Below are 18820 nucleotides of genomic sequence, written 5' to 3'. Positions count from 1 at the left end.
CCCCCGCCCACTCCTGGAGACGACCGTGAAGGAAATCACTCAACTGGCCGCTGAACTGGGGCGCCGTTTGCAGGTGCTCAGTGCCCACGTCACCACTGCCGAGTCCTGTACCGGCGGCGGCATTGCCGAAGCCATCACGCGGATCCCGGGCAGTTCGGCCTGGTTCGAGGCGGGCTATGTCACCTATTCCAATCGCCAGAAGACCCGGCAGTTGAACGTGCCGGAAAAACTCTTTTCCAAAGTAGGCGCCGTCAGCCAGGAAGTGGTGGAGGCGATGGCCCGCGGCGCGCAGGAAAAAAGCCTGGCGCGGTTTGCCGTGGCGGTCAGCGGTGTGGCCGGCCCCGATGGCGGCTCGCCAGACAAGCCGGTGGGCACCGTTTGGCTGGCCTTTGCAGTGGGCGACGAGGTGACAGCCGAGCTTGCGCACTTCCCCGGCAACCGCGACGAGGTGCGCCGACAAACGGTAAAAGCCGCACTGGAGGGCTTGTTGCGACGAGCTGCAGCAGAAATCGAGAAACAGGGGTAGGCGATCACCGATCTTTGTGGAACAATACTGTCTACTTATACAGGTGTTGGCCGTCAGGCCTTATTGATTACGTGAGGACTTTAATGGACGACAACAAGAAGAAAGCCTTGGCTGCGGCCCTGGGTCAGATCGAACGTCAATTCGGCAAGGGTGCCGTAATGCGTATGGGCGATCACGACCGTCAGGCGATCCCGGCTATTTCCACTGGCTCTCTGGGTCTGGACATCGCGCTCGGCATTGGCGGCCTGCCAAAAGGCCGTATCGTTGAAATCTACGGTCCTGAATCTTCCGGTAAAACCACCCTGACCCTGTCGGTGATTGCCCAGGCGCAAAAGATGGGCGCCACCTGCGCGTTCGTCGACGCCGAGCACGCCCTGGATCCTGAGTACGCCGGCAAGCTGGGCGTCAACGTCGATGACCTGCTGGTTTCCCAGCCGGACACCGGCGAGCAAGCCCTGGAAATCACCGACATGCTGGTGCGCTCCAACGCCATTGACGTGATCGTGGTCGACTCCGTGGCTGCCCTGGTACCCAAGGCTGAAATCGAAGGCGAAATGGGCGACATGCACGTGGGCCTGCAAGCCCGCCTGATGTCCCAGGCGCTGCGTAAAATCACCGGTAACATCAAGAACGCCAACTGCCTGGTGATCTTCATCAACCAGATCCGCATGAAGATCGGCGTGATGTTCGGCAGCCCGGAAACCACCACCGGTGGTAACGCGCTGAAGTTCTACGCTTCGGTCCGTCTGGATATCCGCCGTACTGGCGCGGTGAAGGAAGGTGACGAGGTTGTCGGTAGCGAAACTCGCGTCAAGGTTGTGAAGAACAAAGTGGCCCCGCCATTCCGTCAGGCTGAGTTCCAGATTCTCTACGGCAAGGGTATCTACCTGAACGGCGAGATGATCGACCTGGGTGTACTGCACGGTTTCGTCGAAAAGTCCGGTGCCTGGTATGCCTACAACGGCAGCAAGATCGGTCAGGGCAAGGCCAACTCGGCCAAGTTCCTGGCGGACAACCCGGATATCGCTGCCACGCTTGAGAAGCAGATTCGCGACAAGCTGCTGACCCCGGCGCCGGACGTGAAAGCTGCCGCTAACCGCGAGCCGGTTGACGAGATGGAAGAAGCCGACACTGACATCTGAAGCAAACGATGACCGTTGTACTGGATACACTCGTTGCCGTTCGGCGCACTGCAATGGACCTGCTCGCTCGCCGCGAGCATGGCCGAGTCGAGCTGACGCGTAAATTGCGTCAGCGCGGCGCAGAGCCTGAGATGATCGAAACAGCCCTCGACCGTTTGACAGAAGAAGGGCTGTTGTCGGAAGCCCGTTACCTTGAAAGTTTTGTGTCCTACCGAGCGCGCTCCGGTTACGGCCCTGCGCGGATTCGTGAAGAGCTGAGCCAGCGTGGTCTGCAACGTGCCGATATCGACCTTGCCCTGCGTGAGTGCGGTATCAACTGGCAGTCGCAGTTGGAAGACACTTGGCGCCGCAAGTTTGCGGGGCACCTTCCGATTGACGCCAGGGAGCGTGCGAAGCAAGGGCGCTTTCTGAGCTATCGCGGGTTTTCGATGGACATGATCAGCCGCTTGTTGAGCGGCCGCGATATGGACGACTGAACGCCCCAAAACGAAAAGGCCCACTATGAAAATAGTGGGCCTTTTTTTTCGCCTGCAAAAAACTACGCCGGCAGTGACGTCACACGTTGCTGCGTCTTGCCTTGGGCCTGTGCCCAGTTTTCCGGCAGGTTGATGTAATCCACCAATTCACGCAGTCGCCCCTGGTCGCGGCCATTGAAGTTGAACATCAGGCGGGTCAAGTGACTGAACCTTGGTTCGTCATGGTCTTCGCCTGTATAGGCGAGCTGTTGAAACTCGCCACTGAGCCGCAGGCTGGCAAACTCTTGCTGCAAATGGGCCAGAGCACGCTCACTGAGAGGATGGTTCATGCGCACCACAAACTCGCGTTTCAACCAACGGGTGGAGTGGAAGTTGGCATAGAACTGGTTGATTTCATCCACTGCTTCTTCGGCGCTGTAGACCAGGCGTATCAGCTTGAGGTCAGTAGGCAGAATGTAGCGGTTGGCTTCCAACTGGCTGCGGATAAAGTCCAGGGCACCTTGCCAGAACCCACCGCCTGGCGCATCCAGCAACACTACTGGCACCAGCGGGCTCTTGCCAGTCTGGATCAGGGTCAGTACTTCCAAAGCCTCGTCCAGGGTGCCGAAACCGCCTGGGCACAACACCAGCGCGTCGGCTTCCTTGACGAAGAACAGCTTGCGGGTAAAGAAGAAGTGGAATGACAGCAGGTTTTCGGTGCCATCGATGGTGGGGTTGGCGTGCTGTTCAAAGGGTAGCGTGATATTGAACCCCAGGCTGTGCGCCAGGCCCGCGCCTTCGTGGGCTGCCGCCATGATGCCGCCGCCACCGCCGGTGATCACCATCAGGTCGGAGCGCGCCAATGCTGCACCCACCTCTCGTGCCAGTGCATACAGTGGGCTTTCCACAGGTGTACGTGCCGAGCCGAACACCGTCACCTTGCGCCGGTCCTTGAATTGTTCGAGTACGCGAAATGCATGGTCCAATTCACGAATGGCGCGCAGGGTGATCTTGGCATTCCAGCGATCCCGGTCGTCCTGGGCCATGCGCAGAACGGTAAGGATCATGTCGCGATAAAGGGGGATATTCGGGCTGTTGGGGGCGATCAACTGGATTTGCGCGTCGACCTGCTGCGTGAGGTCGGTCCCGTTTTCTTCAAAATGACGAAGCAACTGATCATTGGATTCATAAGGCATTCAACTTCTCCTTCTTTACAGGGCCTGGATAGTCGACGAGAGCGTCGTCGGGGCCACGACACTGCATGTGTCGTTGCATGCCACAGGAGGGCAGGCCGCTTATGCCCTGAAAGTGTTACAGAACAGCATTGAAGTAGCTGTGGGCGGGCGTATGGGATGGCTTGATCATGGGCCGAAAAACCCTTGGCTGGCAACCGCTTATTGGTTACTCATCGCGTAGTTTAGTCGTTGGCAGGAGCTGGAGCGGGGGAGTGCGCGCCGCTGGACAGCAGCGCGCGACGGTCAAATCGTGCTTACTTTTTCTTCTTCGCCGCAGCCGGTGCCGGGCAATCCGCTTCAACGAACTTGACCGATGCCACAGGGCGGTTGCTTTTGTTCTCGGTGATTTCATAGCGCATCACTGCGCCCTTGGCCATCAGCTCGCGGTAGCCTGGGTTGGTGCAGACGCTGCGGCCGAGCTGGAAATACACAGCCTTGGGGTTGGCACGCATCTGTTCGGCACGATCAGGCTGAACGCTGAGGTGATCAATCAGCTGCATACCTTCAACGGTGTAGGCCACTTCCAGGGTCTTTTCATCAATTTCCCGGGGCAGGTCCTTGTTGCTTTCGGCCGCGACGCTTTGCAGTTTCCTATTCATTTGAGCCTCCAGCAGCGAGGCCGCGTGGGCGCCCATAGGCAAGACCAACGCTATGGCGAGGGATGGGGCAACAAGGCGCAGCATGGAACGCAGCATGAAACTCTCCTGATTCGGTTACTGGTGCATAGACCAGCCACTGCGCTGTGCGTTCAGTGGCGCGCAATTATAGGTGAGCCCTTGCCACTACAGCCAGGCGTATCGCTGGTAAACTGCGGGACTTCTGCTTTTCACGAGTTTCTTCCGTGCCGATTCCCTTTTCTTCGCCGCGTGCCCGATGAGCCACGCCGTTTCCCGTTTGCGTGCTCAGCGTCTGGCGCGTGCCGTCAGGCCGTTTCTTAATCGTGGTTCCCGAGCTGAGCGTTGCCCCGGCTGTCGGGTAATTCCCGAGTACTGCTTATGTGCCTGGCGGCCCCAGGTACAAGCCAAGTCGGCCATGTGCCTGTTGATGCATGACGTTGAGCCGATGAAACCCAGTAACACGGGTTGGCTGATCGCTGATGTCATACACGACACCACTGCATTCGCATGGTCGCGCACCGAAGTCGACCCCGATTTGCTCAGATTGTTGGCTGACCCGCAGTGGCAGCCATATATTGTCTTCCCTGGTGAATTCGTGGCACCGGAACGGGTGGTCAGTGAAGTGCGCATGGAGGAGGGCAAGCGCCCGCTGTTCATACTGCTGGACGGCACCTGGAGCGAAGCGCGCAAGATGTTTCGCAAAAGCCCCTACTTGGAGCACTTGCCGGTACTGAGCCTGGCGCCAGAGCAGTTGTCACGCTACAAACTGCGGCGTTCCAAGCGTGATGACCATTTCTGCACCGCCGAGGTGGCGGCACTTTGTCTGGAGTTGGCCGAAGACGTGGCCGCCAGCGAAGTGTTGGATGCCTATCTCGATGTATTCAGCACCCATTACCTGGCTGCCAAGTTCCAAATGCCGCTGGACCCGATGGACGCTGTGCATACTCGCCTTGCACCCTACATCCCGGCGGTATAACCAGACGACGTTTGCATGATGGCACCGTAAACCTGCAACCCGCTAAAATGCCCGCGGGCGTAGTGCTTGACCCTCCAGGCTACGCTGGTCATGCTGGGCGCCGATTGGGGCGCAACCGTGAATGCCTGACGTCGTTTCAAGTGCTTTTGACGTTGAGCAGGCCCTGTGGCGATAGCTGCCAGGCCGTCGCCTTGTGTATTGGTGAGCCCTGAACCATCAGGGCTGCCATAAAAAACAGGATCATTTAACCAATGGCCACATACGAAATCCTGATAGCCGATGACCATCCGCTGTTTCGCAGCGCTCTGCATCAGGCAGTCACCCTGGGGCTTGGCCCTGATGTTCGCCTGGTCGAAGTGGCCAGCATCGCCGAACTGGAAGCTCGCCTCACCGAAAAATCCGACTGGGACCTGGTGCTGCTTGACCTGAACATGCCCGGTGCCTACGGCTTTTCCGGGCTGGTGCTGCTGCGCGGGCAATACCCGCAGATCCCCGTGGTGATGGTCTCGGCCCAGGAGGAAGCCGACGTGGTGGTGCGCTCCAAGGAGTTTGGCGCCAGTGGCTTCATTCCCAAGTCCAGCGCGATGGAAGATATCCAGAAAGCCGTGCGCGCGGTATTGGACGGCGATGTGTCCTGGCCGCCCCAGGCGTTTGAACAAATCAACGTGTCCGACGAAGCCAAGGCCGCCCGTGATGGCCTGGCCAGTCTCACACCCCAGCAGTTTCGGGTGCTGACCATGGTCTGCGAGGGTTTGCTGAACAAGCAGATTGCCTACGAATTGAGCGTGTCGGAAGCGACCATCAAGGCCCATGTAACGGCGATTTTCCGTAAGCTGGGAGTGCGTACCCGGACCCAGGCGGCGTTGCTCTTGCAACAACTTGAGTCAATCTCGCAACATTAAGTTACAGCCGCTTCACGCTTTTTTGACTTTGCGTGATCTAGCTTCCCCACTTCTTTGGTTCAGTTGCCTACATCTATGTCGCCTTTCAAGGGTCAAACCGGTATCAAACGTATCTTCAATGCAGGGGGCTATTCCCTGGATGGTCTGCGCGCAGCTTTCACCGGCGAGGCGGCGTTCCGTCAGTTGGTGTTGTTGAACGTCATCCTGATCCCTTTGAGCTTTTTCCTGCAGGTCAGCCGGGTCGAGCGAGCACTACTGATTGCAGTGTGCCTGCTGGCGTTGATTGTCGAATTACTCAACTCTGCGGTAGAAGCGGCCATTGACCGTATTTCCCTGGACCGCCATCCGCTGTCGAAGAACGCCAAGGACATGGGCAGCGCCGCGCAATTTGTGGCACTGACCATGATCACCCTGGTGTGGGCGGTGATCCTGATCTAACGATCAGGCAATACTCGGCAGTACGATCTCGTCGCTGCGCTGCACCCCGGCGGTGAAAGCGCGGCACAGTTCGAGAAACTCGCGCATCGCCGAGGTCTGGTATTTCTGCTTATGCCAGATGAAGTAGAACTGCCGGGCCAGGTCCAGCTCCGGGGTTTCCACCGGTACCAGGCTGCCGCGGCGGAACGCGTCGCGCAGCGCCAGCCGCGAAATGCAGCCGATCCCCAACCCCGACTCCACTGCCCGCTTGATCGCCTCGGTGTGTTCCAGTTCCAGACGGATATTCAGCGCGCTGCGATGATGGCGCATGGCCTGGTCAAACGTCAGGCGCGTGCCCGAGCCTTGTTCGCGCAGGATCCACGCCTCGTGGGTCAACTCATCCATGCTGGCCACGCCACGTTTGGCCAGATGATGCTGGGGCGCACAAAACACCACGAGCTCGTCTTCTACCCAGGTTTGCACCTCGATGTCCGGATGGCTGCAGTCACCTTCGATTAGACCCAGGTCAATTTCGTAGTGCGCTACCTGATGCACGATATGTGCAGTGTTCTGCACATGGAGTTTCACCTGGCTTTCGGGATGCTGCTGCATAAAGCTGCCAATCAGCAGCGTCGCCAAGTAATTGCCGATGGTCAGGGTCGCGCCGACCGCCAAGGAGCCGAAGCCGGACTTGCCGTTGAGCAGGTCCTCGATCTCTTTGGCCTGGTCCAGCAGTGCAACCGCCTGGGGCAATAGCTGGTGACCGAGGGCGTTGAGACTCAGGCGTTTGCCGGCGCGGTCGAACAATTGGCAGCTGGATTGACGCTCCAGCTCGGTAATCGACGTGCTGGCGGCGGATTGAGATAAGGCCAGAAGGCCAGCAGCGCGAGAGACGCTTTCCTGCTGGGCGACGGCGACGAAAACTTGCAGTTGACGGAGAGTAAATCGCATATCGATATAACCGATAACCCTTATCTTAATAATCCAGTTAACAGATATTGTCGCCGCCATTAGAATGCTGTGCAATTGCGCATCCTTACCTTTGGCGCAGACCCATTTCCAGGAGTCCCCCGTACATGAGCAACATGAACCACGAGCGTGTCCTCAGTGTTCATCACTGGAACGACACTCTGTTCAGCTTCAAGTGCACCCGCGACCCGGGCCTGCGCTTCGAGAACGGTCAGTTCGTGATGATCGGCCTGCAACAGCCCAACGGCCGCCCGCTCATGCGCGCTTACTCGATTGCCAGCCCGAACTGGGAAGAGCATCTGGAATTCTTCAGCATCAAGGTGCCGGATGGCCCGCTGACTTCCCAATTGCAGCACTTGAAGGAAGGCGACGAGATCATCATCAGCAAAAAACCGACGGGCACCTTGGTGCTTGACGATTTGAAGCCGGGCAAACACCTGTACCTGCTCAGCACCGGCACTGGCCTCGCGCCGTTCATGAGCGTGATCCAGGACCCGGAGACCTACGAGCGTTTCGAAAAAGTCATCCTGTGCCACGGCGTGCGCTACGTCAACGAAGTCGCCTACCGCGAATTCATCACCGAGCACCTGCCGCAGAACGAATTCTTCGGCGAGGCCCTGCGTGACAAGTTGATCTACTACCCGACCGTGACCCGCGAGCCGTTCGAAAACGAAGGCCGCCTGACCGACCTGATGCGCAGTGGCAAGCTGTTCAGCGACATCGGCCTGCCACCGATCAACCCCGAAGACGACCGCGCCATGCTGTGCGGCAGCCCAAGCATGTTGGATGAGACCAGCGAAGTGCTGAACAGCTTCGGCCTGAAGGTTTCGCCACGGATGCGTGAGCCGGGTGATTACCTGATCGAGCGTGCGTTCGTCGAGAAGTAATACCGCGTCAGTAAGCAGATCAAAATGTGGGAGGGGGCTTGCCCCCGATGGCGGAGTGTCAGTCACTGCATCTGGTGACTGACCCACTGCTATCGGGAGCAAGCCCCCTCCCACATTCAGTCTCCGCTTTATCCGGCGGGAACCACTTCCAGCACACAAATCATCCCGGGTTCCGGGTAGTGCCAGCGCACATCCACATCCCAGAATTGCGCACCGTATTCCCGTTCCGACGTAGGAACCTGATACGCCGGCCGCGGATCCTGCGCCAAACACTGCTCAATCAGTTCCACCAACGGCTCGCCGAGGCGTTGAGCGTGGCCTTGCGCCTGTTGCAGCGCAGTCTTGAGCCACTGCACCGCAATCAGTTGCGGCGCGCTGCTGGCGATGCTGTTGGTGGCGCTGTCGACAATGTCGGCATAGGGCACATATGGCTTGATATCCAGCACCGGCGTGCCATCGAGCAAGTCGATCCCGGAAATCCACAATCGTCCCGGTTCCACCTTGTCCAGCTTGACCACCGATTGGCCAATGCCATTAGGTCGGTGAGTGGCACGGGTGGCAAACACGCCCATGGACGTATTGCCGCCCAGGCGTGGCGGGCGCACTTTCAGGCGTGGCTTGTCTTCCAGGGCCTGATGAAACAGGAACAGCAACCACACATGGCTGACCTGTTCCAGCCCCTGCACCGCCTCGCCCTGGTCGAACGGCGCCACCAACTCCAGCACGCCACGGGCAGCCGGTGCCAGTTGCGGTTGGCGCGGGATGGCGAACTTCTCCTTGAAGCAGGAGCGTACGAAACCGACGGGCGAGACCTGGTAACTCATGGCTTAGGCACGGACCCGCAAGGTCAGGCCCTTGAGGAAGTTACGCAGCAACTGATCACCACAGGTGCGGTAGTTGGTATGGCCGAACTTGCGGAACAGCGCGCTCAGCTCTGGCTTGGACACCGGGAACTCCGCTGCCTTGAGGATGGCATGCATGTCGTCTTCCTTCAGTTCGAAGGCCACGCGCAGCTTTTTCAGGATGATGTTGTTGGTCACCGGCGTTTCGATCGGCTGCGGTGGACGGCTTTCGTCCTTGCCGCGCTTGAAGATGACCAAGCCATCGAGGAAGTGAGCCATGACTTCATCCGGGCAGAACACGAAGCCTTCTTCCTCATCTTTCTTGAGGTAGGTCAGCAGGTCTTCCTTGGTCACGTCCATGCCGCCGAGCTTGATGATCTCGACCATCTTGTTGTCGCTGATGTCGAGCATGTAGCGCACGCTGCGCAGTACATCGTTGTGAATCATGGTGAGCAATCCTGCTATTGAACTGATGACGCCGCCCAATCAGGCGGTGTCGGGAAAAGGGGAACGGCTTAGAACTTCTCTTTGCCGGACAGGTAGCGCCATTGGCCCACTGGCACCTTGCCAATGGACACGCCGCCGATGCGGATACGGCGGATGGCGATGACTTTCAGGCCAACAGCTTCGCAGAACAGCGCGATAACGCCGGGTTGCGGGTTTTTCATCGCAAAGCGCAGGCGGTTTTCGTTCTGCCAGCTGGCTTTCACGGCGGGCAGTTCCTTACCTTTGTAAGTCAGGCCGTGGTTCAGGCGGTTGAGGCCGTGGGCAACCATGTCGCCTTCGACTTCTACTACGTATTCCTGCTCGATCTTGGCGGCGTCGGCGGTCAACTTGCGCAGAATCTTCCAGTCCTGGGTGAACACCAGCAAGCCGCTGGCCTTGGCTTGCAAGTCGGCGCTGGCGGTCAGGCGCAGGAAATGCCCCTTGAGCGGGCGCTTGCTGAAGCGGTGTTCTTCAGACAAGGTCTCGGCGCTGATCGTGGCCATGGCGGTTTCAGCGTCCATGCCTGCCGGCGCGTGCAACAGAATGGTCACCGGCTCTGGTGGGGTGGCTTTGGCCTCTGGGTCCAGCTCGACTTTTTCGGTTGTGACCTTGAACTGCGGCTCGTCGATCACTTCGCCGTCCACCGAGACCCAGCCGCCTTCGATAAACAGCTCAGCCTCCCGACGGGAGCAACCGACCAGTTCGATAAGGCGTTTGGAGAGGCGTATGGGGTCAGTCATGACAAGGGCCGTAACAAAAGGGGGCGGCTATTGTACCTGCCTGGCGCCGGTTAATCCCGAGCCCATTTCATTTAGCCCTGGCGCGCCTGTTGTTGCAGCTGGCGCAAACGCATATGCAGCAACGGGTAAGGCTGCCCAAGGCCATCATGCTCCGTGCGTCCGATCACCTCGAAGCCCTGCTTGAGGTAAAAGCCCAGCGCCTGGGGGTTCTGCTCGTTGACGTCCAGTTCCTCGGCGTTCAGGTGTTCGGTGGCATAGCCCAGCAATTGCCGGCCCAGGCCCTGGCCACGGTGTTGCGGGTCGATAAACAGCATTTCCACCTTGCCGGCCACCACCCCGGCGAACCCGGTGATGCGCTGGCGCGAGTCCTTGGTGCAGATCAGCATCACCGCATCCAGGTAGCGGGTCAGCACCAGGTTTTTCAACCGGTCTATATAGCTGTCCGGCAGGAAGTCGTGGGTGGCGCGTACTGAGGCTTCCCAGATCTGCGCCAGGCGCGGGTAGTCGCTGGATTTAGGCGTATAGATGACCGAATGCTGTCGCATGACCGCTGCCTCTTGGCGTTATTTGCGCTGATGAGCAAAACGATAGACCTAAAAAAGCCCCGCATCTTGTCAGAGGCGGGGCTTTTTCAAAATATTACGCAAACACGCTTCAGTCGCGCTTTTCAGCCCACAAGTCGTACTCGTCGGCGTCGGTCACGGTGCACCAGACCTTGTCGCCCGGCTTCAAGCCGCTGGCATCGTCAATAAACACGTTGCCGTCGATTTCCGGTGCATCGAAGAAGCAGCGGCCAACGGCGCCTTGCTCGTCGACTTCGTCGATCAGCACTTCGATTTCCTTGCCGATGCGCAGTTGCAGGCGTGCAGAGCTGATCGCCTGTTGGTGCGCCATGAAGCGCTCCCAACGATCTTGCTTGACGTCGTCCGGCACCACGGCCAGGTCCAGCAGGTTGGCCGGAGCGCCTTCCACTGGCGAGTACTGGAAGCAGCCGACGCGGTCCAGCTGCGCTTCGGTCAGCCAGTCGAGCAGGTACTGGAAGTCTTCTTCGGTCTCGCCGGGGAAGCCGACGATGAAGGTGGAGCGGATGATCAGCTCCGGGCAGATCTCGCGCCAGTTCTTGATACGCGCCAGGGTCTTGTCTTCGAACGCCGGGCGTTTCATTGCCTTGAGCACTTTGGGGCTGGCGTGCTGGAATGGGATGTCCAGGTACGGCAGGATCTTGCCGGCGGCCATCAACGGGATCAGCTCGTCCACGTGCGGGTACGGGTAAACGTAGTGCAGGCGCACCCACACGCCCAGACTGCTGAGGGCTTCGCAGAGTTCGGTCATGCGGGTTTTCACCGGCGCGCCATTCCAGAAGCCAGTGCGGTATTTCACGTCGACGCCGTAGGCGCTGGTGTCCTGGGAGATCACCAGCAGCTCCTTGACGCCGGATTTGACCAGGCGCTGGGCCTCGTCAAGCACATCACCCACCGGGCGGCTCACCAGTTTGCCGCGCATCGACGGGATGATGCAGAAGCTGCAGCTGTGGTTGCAGCCCTCGGATATCTTCAGGTACGCGTAGTGGCGTGGGGTCAGTTTGATGCCTTGGGGCGGCACCAGGTCGATCAGCGGGTTGTGATCCTGGCGTGGCGGCACCACGTCATGCACGGCGTTGACCACCTGCTCGTACTGCTGCGGGCCGGTCACCGCCAGCACACTCGGGTGCACGTTACGGATATTGCCTTCTTCCACGCCCATGCAGCCGGTCACGATGACCTTGCCGTTTTCCTTGATGGCTTCGCCGATCACTTCCAGCGACTCCGCCTTGGCCGAGTCGATGAAGCCGCAGGTGTTGACCACCACCACATCGGCGTCCTGGTACGTGGACACGACGTCATAGCCTTCCATACGCAGTTGCGTGAGGATGCGCTCGGAGTCGACCAGAGCCTTCGGGCAACCCAGGGAAACAAAGCCAACCTTGGGGTTGGCTTTTGCGATGGTGGTGGACATGTCTAACCTCGGTATTGAATGACGCTGCCGGTCGTGCACGACAAGGCAACGGATGGGCGCTTGGTGCGCCTCTGATCAAAAAGTGCGCAATTCTATCGGCGGGCAGCGCACTTGACCAGCTTTATGCAGGGAAATGCGACGAGTGCTGCGCTATGCTTCGCGCCGTTGCGCACGGGTAATGCCCTTGGGTCAATAAAACGTCTGTTTCGAGAAGTAAAACAGCGCATGCTAGGGTCAGCTTAGTCGTGCTGTTTATAAAAGACCTTGGGTCAAAGGGCAGGAGTGGTTGATGGGTCAGGCAAGTAGTCAGGCAGCAGGTGCCGAGCATTCAAACGCCAAGCCGATTGGCATGCTGGTGGCAGCGGTCGGGGTGGTTTATGGCGATATCGGGACCAGCCCGCTCTACACCCTTAAAGAGGTGTTCAACGGTGGTTATGGGGTGCAGGTCAACCATGACGGCGTCTTGGGGATTCTGGCGCTGATCTTCTGGTCGCTGATCTGGGTGGTGTCGATCAAGTACATGTTGTTCGTGCTACGTGCCGACAACCAGGGCGAGGGCGGCATCATGGCTCTCACCGCGTTGGCGCGGCGGGCTGCTGGGGAGCGCGCTAAATTGCGCAGTTTCCTGGTGGTGTGCGGCCTGTGTGGCGCGGCGCTCTTTTATGGCGACAGCATGATCACCCCGGCGATTTCGGTATTGTCGGCCATTGAAGGTCTGGAGCTGGCGTTTGACGGCCTGGAAAAATGGGTGGTGCCCATCGCGCTGATCGTGCTGGTGGCGCTGTTTCTGATCCAGAAACACGGCACCGATCGTATCGGCAAGCTGTTCGGCCCGGTGATGGTCACCTGGTTCCTGGTGTTGGGCGGTCTCGGGGTGTACGGCATTCTGCAGCAGCCTGAAGTATTGAATGCGCTGAACCCTGCATGGGGCGTGCGCTTCTTTATGGTTCACCCCGGCATCGGCGTGGCGATTCTTGGCGCGGTGGTGCTGGCCTTGACCGGCGCCGAAGCGTTGTACGCCGACATGGGCCACTTCGGGCGCAAGCCCATCGCCCGTGCCTGGTTCATCCTGGTGCTGCCGGCGCTGGTGCTCAACTATTTCGGCCAGGGCGCGATGCTGCTGGGCGATCCGGAGGCCGCGCGCAACCCGTTTTACCTGCTGGCACCGAGCTGGGCGCTGATCCCGCTGGTGGGCTTGTCCACCCTGGCGACCGTGATCGCGTCCCAGGCAGTCATTTCCGGTGCGTTCTCGTTGACCCGCCAGGCGATCCAGTTGGGTTACATCCCGCGTATGCACATCCAGCACACTTCGAGTGCCGAGCAAGGCCAGATCTACATCGGCGCCGTGAACTGGTCGTTGATGGTGGGCGTGATCCTGCTGGTGCTGGGCTTCGAATCTTCCGGTGCCCTGGCGTCGGCCTACGGCGTAGCGGTGACCGGCACCATGCTGATGACCACCATCCTGGTGTCGGCGGTCATGCTGTTGCTGTGGAAGTGGCCGCCGGTGCTGGCGGTGCCGGTGTTGCTCTGCTGCTTGCTGGTGGACGGTCTGTTTTTCGCCGCCAACGTGCCCAAGGTGATCCAGGGCGGCGCGTTCCCGGTACTGGCGGGGATCGTGTTGTTCGTGTTGATGACCACCTGGAAGCGCGGCAAGCAATTGCTGGTCGAGCGCCTCGACGAGGGTGGGCTGCCATTGCCGATTTTTATCAGCAGCATCCGCGTGCAGCCGCCTCATCGCGTGCAGGGCACGGCGGTGTTCCTGACCGCGCGCCCGGATGCGGTGCCCCACGCGCTGTTGCATAACCTGCTGCACAACCAGGTGCTGCATGAGCAGGTGGTGCTGCTGACGGTGGTCTACGAAGACATTCCACGGGTGCCTGCCGCACGGCGTTTCGAGGTGGACTCCTACGGCGAAGGCTTCTTTCGCGTGATCCTGCATTTCGGGTTCACCGATGAGCCGGACGTGCCCGAAGCGCTGAAACTGTGCCATCTGGATGATCTGGATTTCAGCCCGATGCGCACCACCTATTTCCTCAGCCGCGAGACCGTGATCGCCTCGCGCATCAAGGGCATGGCGCGCTGGCGCGAAACCTTGTTCGCCTTCATGTTGAAGAACGCCAACGGTAACCTGCGCTTCTTCAAGCTGCCGGTAAACCGTGTGATCGAGCTGGGCACCCAGGTCGAAATGTAAGGCGCTGCATAACGGGAGCCGGCAATCGGCTCCCGCTTTCCTTTCTGAACCCTGTGCAATCGGTGGTTGTCGACTAGGCTCTAAACACTGTTGAACAGTGCCCATAGAACCCAGAAGAGGTGCGCCATGAGTCAGCTGCTCGAACCCTATACCCTGCGCCAATTGACCCTGCTCAACCGCATCGCGGTCTCGCCGATGTGCCAATACTCCAGCGACGACGGCCTGGCCAATGACTGGCACCTGGTGCATCTCGGCAGCCGAGCCGTGGGGGGCGCGGGGCTGATTTTCACCGAAGCCACCGCCGTGACTGCTGATGGGCGTATCACCGCCCAGGACCTGGGCCTGTGGAACGACGCCCAGATCGAGCCGCTGCGGCGTATCACGCGCTTTATCGCGGCCCAGGGCGCGGTGGCGGGTATTCAACTGGCCCATGCCGGGCGCAAGGCCAGCACCCATCGGCCCTGGATCGGCAAGCATGGCAGCGTCAAGCCGGAGGAGGGCGGGTGGGTGCCGGTGGGCCCTTCGCCGATTGCCTTCGACCCCAATCACACCCAGCCCAAGCAATTGGACGAAGGGCAGATCCAGCAAGTAATCGCCGACTTTGTCGCTGCCGCCAAGCGTGCCTTGACCGCAGGTTTTGAAGTGGTGGAAATCCATGCTGCCCATGGCTACCTGCTGCACCAGTTTCTCTCGCCCATCAGCAACCAGCGTCAGGACCACTACGGCGGCTCGTTCGAAAACCGCATTCGCCTGGTGCTGGAGGTGACCAAGGCCGTACGTGCGGCCTGGCCTCAGGAGTTGCCACTGTTTGTGCGGGTATCGGCTACCGACTGGGTCGAAGACGGATGGAACCCGGATGAAACCGTGGAATTGGCGCGCCGCCTGAAAGACTTGGGTGTTGACCTGATCGATGTGTCCTCCGGGGGCACCGCCGCCAATGCCGAGATCCCCACCGGCCCTGGCTACCAGACGCGCTTCGCCGAGCGCGTGCGCAAGGAGTCGGGCATCGCCACCGGCACGGTTGGCATGATTACCGAACCGGCCCAGGCCGAGCACATCCTGCGCACCTGCCAGGCCGACATCATCTTCCTGGCCCGTGAACTGCTGCGCGACCCGTACTGGCCGCTGCATGCCGACGATGACCTGGGCGGGCGCAAGGCTATCTGGCCGGCGCAGTACCAGCGGGCAACCCATCGGGACCAGCCGATTCATGAGTCGGATCTGCGCGATTGATCCCGCGCACAGTTAGGTCGAACCCACCCTGATACGGTGGGTTTTTTCTTGCGGTTGCCAGAACTCGCGTCCTGTATCGACCACGGCGTAAGCAAGCGCTGTAGGGTTTTATTACCGAGGCCATTTTTTTAAGTGAATACTCTAAAAAAATCCCACGTGCCACAAGATAGTTTCTAAGCTTAGGGTAAGCCTGGTTCCTAGCCCAGGGAGGTAGGCTGCTTGACCACGAAAGCGTTGTGCTTCGGGGGGAGTTTGGAAATGGGCACCAGGAGTATTTGACTGATATCAGGAGTAGTGGTCCATGGCCAAATCCTATGGCGTAGCGGGTGCAATGGCGTCTTTTCTGAGCCGCCGGATGTCATTGCGGGGTCGAAGGTTGAGTTCGGATGAAATGGAGTTGCTGGCCCAGTACCGGGCGCTGACCGAGAGTGATCAGGTGGCGATGCGGTATCTGATTGGCGCGATGAAAAGCGTATCGCGGTTCTAAGCCACCTGCGATCATTCCCACGCTGCGACGTGGGAATGATCAGGCGGTTAATTTCAGGTGTACTTGCGCTGCTCCGGTGCGGGCGGGAAGTACTGATACAGCCAGGTTTCGCTCAGGGTGCGGTCTTGGGTGCGAATAAACAGGCGCAGCTCCACCGGCTCCACACTGTCGCTGGTGGGGTACCAGTCGAACAGAATGCGATAGCCCTTGATGTTATCCAGCACCAGCACGCTGAAATCCTTCACCTCACCATGGGAGCAGGTCACCACCGGCTCGATGCCGGTGCCCGCTGGCAGGCGATCCAGCCCGCCGCCTTTGAAGTCTACGGCGAAACGCCGCGCCCACACCTTCGGGTAATGCTCGCCGGGTGCCCAGCCTTCGGTAAAACCACCCATGCCTGACCGGGTCGCGTCGACCTGCGCCAGCGGCGTGCTCACCGGTGGCAGTGCGCTCCAGTACAACTTGTAGCCATAGTTGAGCGAATCACCCGCGGCCACGGGCTTTTTCGGGGTCCAGAAGGCGACGATATTGTCCAGGGTTTCGCCGGTGGTGGGGATTTCCAGCAGGTCGATCGAGCCTTCGCCCCACGCGGTGGTAGGTTCAACCCACAGGCTTGGGCGCTTGCTGTACCAGTCGACGGTGTCCTGGTAGCTGGCGAACTCATGGTCGGTCTGCACCAGGCCGAAGCCTTTGGGGTCGGTGTCGGCGAACGCGTTGAATTGCAGCTTGGCCGGGTTGTTCAGCGGGCGGCAGATCCACTCGCCATTGCCGCGCCACATGGCCAGGCGGTCCGAATCGTGGATTTGCGGGTGGATGGTGTCGCACATGCGCCGCTCATGGGTGCCGCAGCTGAACATGCTGGTCATGGGGGCGATGCCCAATTGTTCGATGGCAGTGCGTGCATTGATGTGCGCGTCGATTGCCATCACCACCTGGTTGGCCTGGCAGTCGATATCGAAGCGGTAGGCGCCGGTGGCGCTTGGCGAGTCAAGCAGGGCGTAGACCACAAAGCGGGTGGCATTCTTGTCCGGAGTTTCGAACCAGAACTGCGTGAAGTCGGGGAATTCCTCGCGTTTTTTCGCGTAGGTATCAATCGCCAGGCCGCGGGCCGACAGGCCATATTGGCCGGTGGAGTCAACCGCGCGAAAGTAGCTGGCGCCGAGAAACGACAGCACGTCATGGCGGTCCAGCTCCGGCGCCTTGAACAGCTTGAAGCCGGAAAAACCCAGGTCGCCGGTCAGTTGCTGGGTGTCCACCGTGGTTTTTTCATAGTTGAACAGTGAAGGGCGGAAATGAACTTCGCGAGCCTCGCGGGTCTTGGGGTCGACACTGTGCATGCGCACCGGCGTCTTGAAGCCCATGCCGACATGGAAGAATTGCACGTCCAGTTGGCCGTTCAACTCTTTCCACAACGAATGGTTACCGTCGTAGCCAATGGCGTTGAAATTCTGCGGGGTCATGGTGGCCAGGGTTGGCGGCAGCACCTGCTTAGTGTCTTGATAGCCACGGGTGGCCAGTTGCTTGGCTTGCGCCTTGAGCGCTTCGAAATCGAACGCCACGGCCTCGCCGTCGGCGGCACGGTTCCCGGCCCAAGCCTGCGCGGCCAGCAGGCCGCTGGCCGACAAACCGGTGTAAGCCGCAATGGCCATGGATGCTTTGAGCAAATTCCTGCGGTGCATAGAGACAACCTGTCGTGAGCAAATCCCGCGCCGTTCCTGGCACGTAGCGGATCAGAAATAACGGTTCGGACATGCCTTCGGCCAAACGCAACGGACAATAAACAGACGCCGGATAGCTTAAGCGGTTCGATGAACAAGGCAAATTGATTGATGGCGGGATGATGGCCTTGCATATGCAACAAGACGTTTCCTGGTTGGCATACCCGCGTTACATCTGGAAGCACTCTAGATCGCGGCTTTTTGGCACTTCGTCTTACGCTGGGGGCCTATTGGTCCTATGAACCCAAGTGTCTGGAGGCTACGAATGAATACCCGCGGATTGCTCGATCAGTTGCTCAAGTCCGGCCAGGATATGTTGCAAAACAAGGCTGGCGGCCAACGCAAATCCAACGACAAAAGCGCCCTTGGCGGTTTACTCGGCGGTAGCGGGCTGGGCAGCATGCTCGGCGGTGCCGGCGGCGGCGCCCTGGCGGCCGGAGCCATGGGCTTGCTGCTGGGCAACAAAAAAGCGCGCAAATTCGGCGGCAAGGCCCTGACCTACGGTGGCCTGGCCGCATTGGGTGTGATTGCCTATAAAGCCTACGGCAACTGGCAAGCCCAGCAAGCCAGCGCCCCCCAAGGCGAACCACAAACCATCGACCGCCTGCCTCCGGCCCAGGTTGAACAACACAGCCAGGGCATTCTCAAGGCACTGGTGGCCGCCGCAAAGGCAGACGGTCATGTGGATGAGCGCGAGCGCGCGTTGATCGAAGGCGAATTCACCAAGCTGGACAACGACCAGGAACTGCAACACTGGCTGCACGCTGAACTCAACAAGCCCCTGGACCCCACCGACGTCGCCCGCGCCGCCAGCACCCCGGAAATGGCCGCCGAAATGTACATCGCCAGCGTAATGCTGGTGGATGAGGAAAATTTCATGGAAAAAGCCTACCTGGATGAACTGGCCCGCCAACTGAAACTTGAACCCGGCTTAAAGCTGGAGTTGGAAAAGCAAGTGCGGCTCAACGCATAAGTAAGGCTATCGACGCAGCTCTGCCCCGC

The 18820-nt window shown here is 59.7% G+C and carries 20 protein-coding genes; 11 read left to right on the top strand and 9 right to left on the bottom strand.

Features of this window, described 5'->3' with window-relative positions; genetic code table 11:
- The first annotated feature begins 25 nt into the window (after positions 1 to 25).
- The 3 genes from E4O98_RS05605 to recX all read left to right on the top strand — a co-directional run bounded on the left by E4O98_RS05605 (position 26) and on the right by recX (position 2144).
- Positions 26 to 526, top strand: a complete 501-nt coding sequence (locus tag E4O98_RS05605) for a CinA family protein (RefSeq protein WP_005785452.1) — start codon at positions 26 to 28, stop codon at positions 524 to 526.
- 83 nt (positions 527 to 609) lie between these two features.
- Complete coding sequence (recA, locus tag E4O98_RS05600; protein WP_005785454.1) at positions 610 to 1668, top strand: recombinase RecA; 1059 nt, start codon at positions 610 to 612, stop codon at positions 1666 to 1668.
- Between the two features lie 8 nt (positions 1669 to 1676).
- Entirely contained in the window at positions 1677 to 2144 is a 468-nt protein-coding gene (gene recX, locus E4O98_RS05595; protein ID WP_005785456.1) for a recombination regulator RecX, read from the top strand.
- Between the two features lie 62 nt (positions 2145 to 2206).
- Here the strand turns inward: recX and E4O98_RS05590 are convergent, their stop codons facing one another.
- A complete protein-coding gene (locus E4O98_RS05590) occupies positions 2207 to 3319 on the bottom strand; it encodes a TIGR00730 family Rossman fold protein (RefSeq protein WP_032877501.1) in 1113 nt (370 codons plus the stop codon).
- 293 nt (positions 3320 to 3612) lie between these two features.
- The gene (locus E4O98_RS05585; RefSeq protein WP_103733429.1) at positions 3613 to 4053 is read right to left on the bottom strand and encodes a PA3611 family quorum-sensing-regulated virulence factor; all 441 of its coding nucleotides are present in this window, start codon (positions 4051 to 4053) and stop codon (positions 3613 to 3615) included.
- Between the two features lie 178 nt (positions 4054 to 4231).
- Between E4O98_RS05585 and E4O98_RS05580 the strand changes: the two genes are divergently transcribed.
- The 3 genes from E4O98_RS05580 to E4O98_RS05570 all read left to right on the top strand — a co-directional run bounded on the left by E4O98_RS05580 (position 4232) and on the right by E4O98_RS05570 (position 6291).
- Positions 4232 to 4951 (top strand): tRNA-uridine aminocarboxypropyltransferase, encoded by a 720-nt coding sequence (locus E4O98_RS05580; RefSeq protein ID WP_032877499.1) that lies wholly within the window; start codon positions 4232 to 4234, stop codon positions 4949 to 4951.
- 251 nt (positions 4952 to 5202) lie between these two features.
- On the top strand, positions 5203 to 5853 hold the full coding sequence (gene erdR, locus E4O98_RS05575) for a response regulator transcription factor ErdR (RefSeq protein WP_032877498.1): 651 nt from the start codon (positions 5203 to 5205) through the stop codon (positions 5851 to 5853).
- Positions 5854 to 5928: 75 nt separating this feature from the next.
- Entirely contained in the window at positions 5929 to 6291 is a 363-nt protein-coding gene (locus E4O98_RS05570) for a diacylglycerol kinase (RefSeq protein WP_003189051.1), read from the top strand.
- Positions 6292 to 6294: 3 nt separating this feature from the next.
- On the opposite strand, the gene E4O98_RS05565 is transcribed toward E4O98_RS05570, so the two are convergent.
- Positions 6295 to 7221, bottom strand: a complete 927-nt coding sequence (locus E4O98_RS05565) for a LysR family transcriptional regulator (protein ID WP_248134380.1) — start codon at positions 7219 to 7221, stop codon at positions 6295 to 6297.
- Positions 7222 to 7346: 125 nt separating this feature from the next.
- On the opposite strand from E4O98_RS05565, the gene fpr reads away from it, so the two are divergent.
- Entirely contained in the window at positions 7347 to 8126 is a 780-nt protein-coding gene (gene fpr / locus E4O98_RS05560) for a ferredoxin-NADP reductase (protein WP_003189055.1), read from the top strand.
- Positions 8127 to 8254: 128 nt separating this feature from the next.
- Here the strand turns inward: fpr and tsaA are convergent, their stop codons facing one another.
- The 5 genes from tsaA to rimO form a co-directional block, all read right to left on the bottom strand.
- Entirely contained in the window at positions 8255 to 8950 is a 696-nt protein-coding gene (gene tsaA, locus E4O98_RS05555) for a tRNA (N6-threonylcarbamoyladenosine(37)-N6)-methyltransferase TrmO (RefSeq protein WP_005785467.1), read from the bottom strand.
- Between the two features lie 3 nt (positions 8951 to 8953).
- Positions 8954 to 9415, bottom strand: a complete 462-nt coding sequence (locus tag E4O98_RS05550) for a DUF1456 family protein (RefSeq protein WP_005785469.1) — start codon at positions 9413 to 9415, stop codon at positions 8954 to 8956.
- 68 nt (positions 9416 to 9483) lie between these two features.
- Entirely contained in the window at positions 9484 to 10194 is a 711-nt protein-coding gene (locus E4O98_RS05545; protein WP_005785471.1) for an rRNA pseudouridine synthase, read from the bottom strand.
- Between the two features lie 71 nt (positions 10195 to 10265).
- On the bottom strand, positions 10266 to 10739 hold the full coding sequence (locus E4O98_RS05540; protein ID WP_032877496.1) for a GNAT family N-acetyltransferase: 474 nt from the start codon (positions 10737 to 10739) through the stop codon (positions 10266 to 10268).
- A 109-nt stretch (positions 10740 to 10848) separates the two neighbouring features.
- Positions 10849 to 12177 carry a 30S ribosomal protein S12 methylthiotransferase RimO gene (gene rimO / locus E4O98_RS05535; protein ID WP_169899532.1) on the bottom strand — a complete coding sequence of 443 codons (1329 nt, stop codon included), beginning with the start codon at positions 12175 to 12177 and terminating at the stop codon, positions 10849 to 10851.
- Positions 12178 to 12478: 301 nt separating this feature from the next.
- Between rimO and E4O98_RS05530 the strand changes: the two genes are divergently transcribed.
- From E4O98_RS05530 to E4O98_RS05520, 3 genes are all read left to right on the top strand, one after another.
- Positions 12479 to 14380 (top strand): potassium transporter Kup, encoded by a 1902-nt coding sequence (locus E4O98_RS05530; RefSeq protein WP_005785476.1) that lies wholly within the window; start codon positions 12479 to 12481, stop codon positions 14378 to 14380.
- A 126-nt stretch (positions 14381 to 14506) separates the two neighbouring features.
- Positions 14507 to 15613, top strand: a complete 1107-nt coding sequence (locus E4O98_RS05525) for an NADH:flavin oxidoreductase/NADH oxidase (protein WP_005785478.1) — start codon at positions 14507 to 14509, stop codon at positions 15611 to 15613.
- Positions 15614 to 15914: 301 nt separating this feature from the next.
- Complete coding sequence (locus E4O98_RS05520) at positions 15915 to 16100, top strand: hypothetical protein (protein ID WP_005785481.1); 186 nt, start codon at positions 15915 to 15917, stop codon at positions 16098 to 16100.
- Between the two features lie 53 nt (positions 16101 to 16153).
- Here the strand turns inward: E4O98_RS05520 and E4O98_RS05515 are convergent, their stop codons facing one another.
- Positions 16154 to 17779 carry a glucan biosynthesis protein D gene (locus tag E4O98_RS05515; RefSeq protein ID WP_032877493.1) on the bottom strand — a complete coding sequence of 542 codons (1626 nt, stop codon included), beginning with the start codon at positions 17777 to 17779 and terminating at the stop codon, positions 16154 to 16156.
- A gap of 304 nt (positions 17780 to 18083) precedes the next feature.
- Between E4O98_RS05515 and E4O98_RS05510 the strand changes: the two genes are divergently transcribed.
- Positions 18084 to 18791, top strand: coding sequence for a tellurite resistance TerB family protein (locus tag E4O98_RS05510; protein WP_248134378.1), 708 nt, complete (start codon positions 18084 to 18086; stop codon positions 18789 to 18791).
- Positions 18792 to 18820: the final 29 nt, after the last annotated feature.

The sequence above is a fragment of the Pseudomonas sp. W2Jun17 genome, assembly GCF_023127795.1.
Classification (GTDB): Bacteria; Pseudomonadota; Gammaproteobacteria; order Pseudomonadales; family Pseudomonadaceae; genus Aquipseudomonas; species Aquipseudomonas synxantha_A.
This window is presented reverse-complemented; position numbering and strand designations above follow the sequence as displayed.

Excerpts from the sequence above, each read along its gene's own strand:
- recA (WP_005785454.1), top strand. The coding sequence starts at position 610 with ATGGACGACAACAAGAAGAAAGCCTTGGCTGCGGCCCTGGGTCAGATC.
- E4O98_RS05585 (WP_103733429.1), bottom strand. The coding sequence starts at position 4,053 with ATGCTGCGTTCCATGCTGCGCCTTGTTGCCCCATCCCTCGCCATAGCG.
- E4O98_RS05570 (WP_003189051.1), top strand. The coding sequence starts at position 5,929 with ATGTCGCCTTTCAAGGGTCAAACCGGTATCAAACGTATCTTCAATGCA.
- E4O98_RS05530 (WP_005785476.1), top strand. The coding sequence starts at position 12,479 with ATGGGTCAGGCAAGTAGTCAGGCAGCAGGTGCCGAGCATTCAAACGCC.
- E4O98_RS05525 (WP_005785478.1), top strand. The coding sequence starts at position 14,507 with ATGAGTCAGCTGCTCGAACCCTATACCCTGCGCCAATTGACCCTGCTC.
- E4O98_RS05520 (WP_005785481.1), top strand. The coding sequence starts at position 15,915 with ATGGCCAAATCCTATGGCGTAGCGGGTGCAATGGCGTCTTTTCTGAGC.
- E4O98_RS05590 (WP_032877501.1), bottom strand. The coding sequence starts at position 3,319 with ATGCCTTATGAATCCAATGATCAGTTGCTTCGTCATTTTGAAGAAAAC.
- E4O98_RS05545 (WP_005785471.1), bottom strand. The coding sequence starts at position 10,194 with ATGACTGACCCCATACGCCTCTCCAAACGCCTTATCGAACTGGTCGGT.
- E4O98_RS05515 (WP_032877493.1), bottom strand. The coding sequence starts at position 17,779 with ATGCACCGCAGGAATTTGCTCAAAGCATCCATGGCCATTGCGGCTTAC.
- erdR (WP_032877498.1), top strand. The coding sequence starts at position 5,203 with ATGGCCACATACGAAATCCTGATAGCCGATGACCATCCGCTGTTTCGC.
- E4O98_RS05550 (WP_005785469.1), bottom strand. The coding sequence starts at position 9,415 with ATGATTCACAACGATGTACTGCGCAGCGTGCGCTACATGCTCGACATC.
- E4O98_RS05510 (WP_248134378.1), top strand. The coding sequence starts at position 18,084 with ATGAATACCCGCGGATTGCTCGATCAGTTGCTCAAGTCCGGCCAGGAT.
- fpr (WP_003189055.1), top strand. The coding sequence starts at position 7,347 with ATGAGCAACATGAACCACGAGCGTGTCCTCAGTGTTCATCACTGGAAC.
- recX (WP_005785456.1), top strand. The coding sequence starts at position 1,677 with ATGACCGTTGTACTGGATACACTCGTTGCCGTTCGGCGCACTGCAATG.
- tsaA (WP_005785467.1), bottom strand. The coding sequence starts at position 8,950 with ATGAGTTACCAGGTCTCGCCCGTCGGTTTCGTACGCTCCTGCTTCAAG.
- E4O98_RS05580 (WP_032877499.1), top strand. The coding sequence starts at position 4,232 with ATGAGCCACGCCGTTTCCCGTTTGCGTGCTCAGCGTCTGGCGCGTGCC.
- E4O98_RS05565 (WP_248134380.1), bottom strand. The coding sequence starts at position 7,221 with ATGCGATTTACTCTCCGTCAACTGCAAGTTTTCGTCGCCGTCGCCCAG.
- E4O98_RS05540 (WP_032877496.1), bottom strand. The coding sequence starts at position 10,739 with ATGCGACAGCATTCGGTCATCTATACGCCTAAATCCAGCGACTACCCG.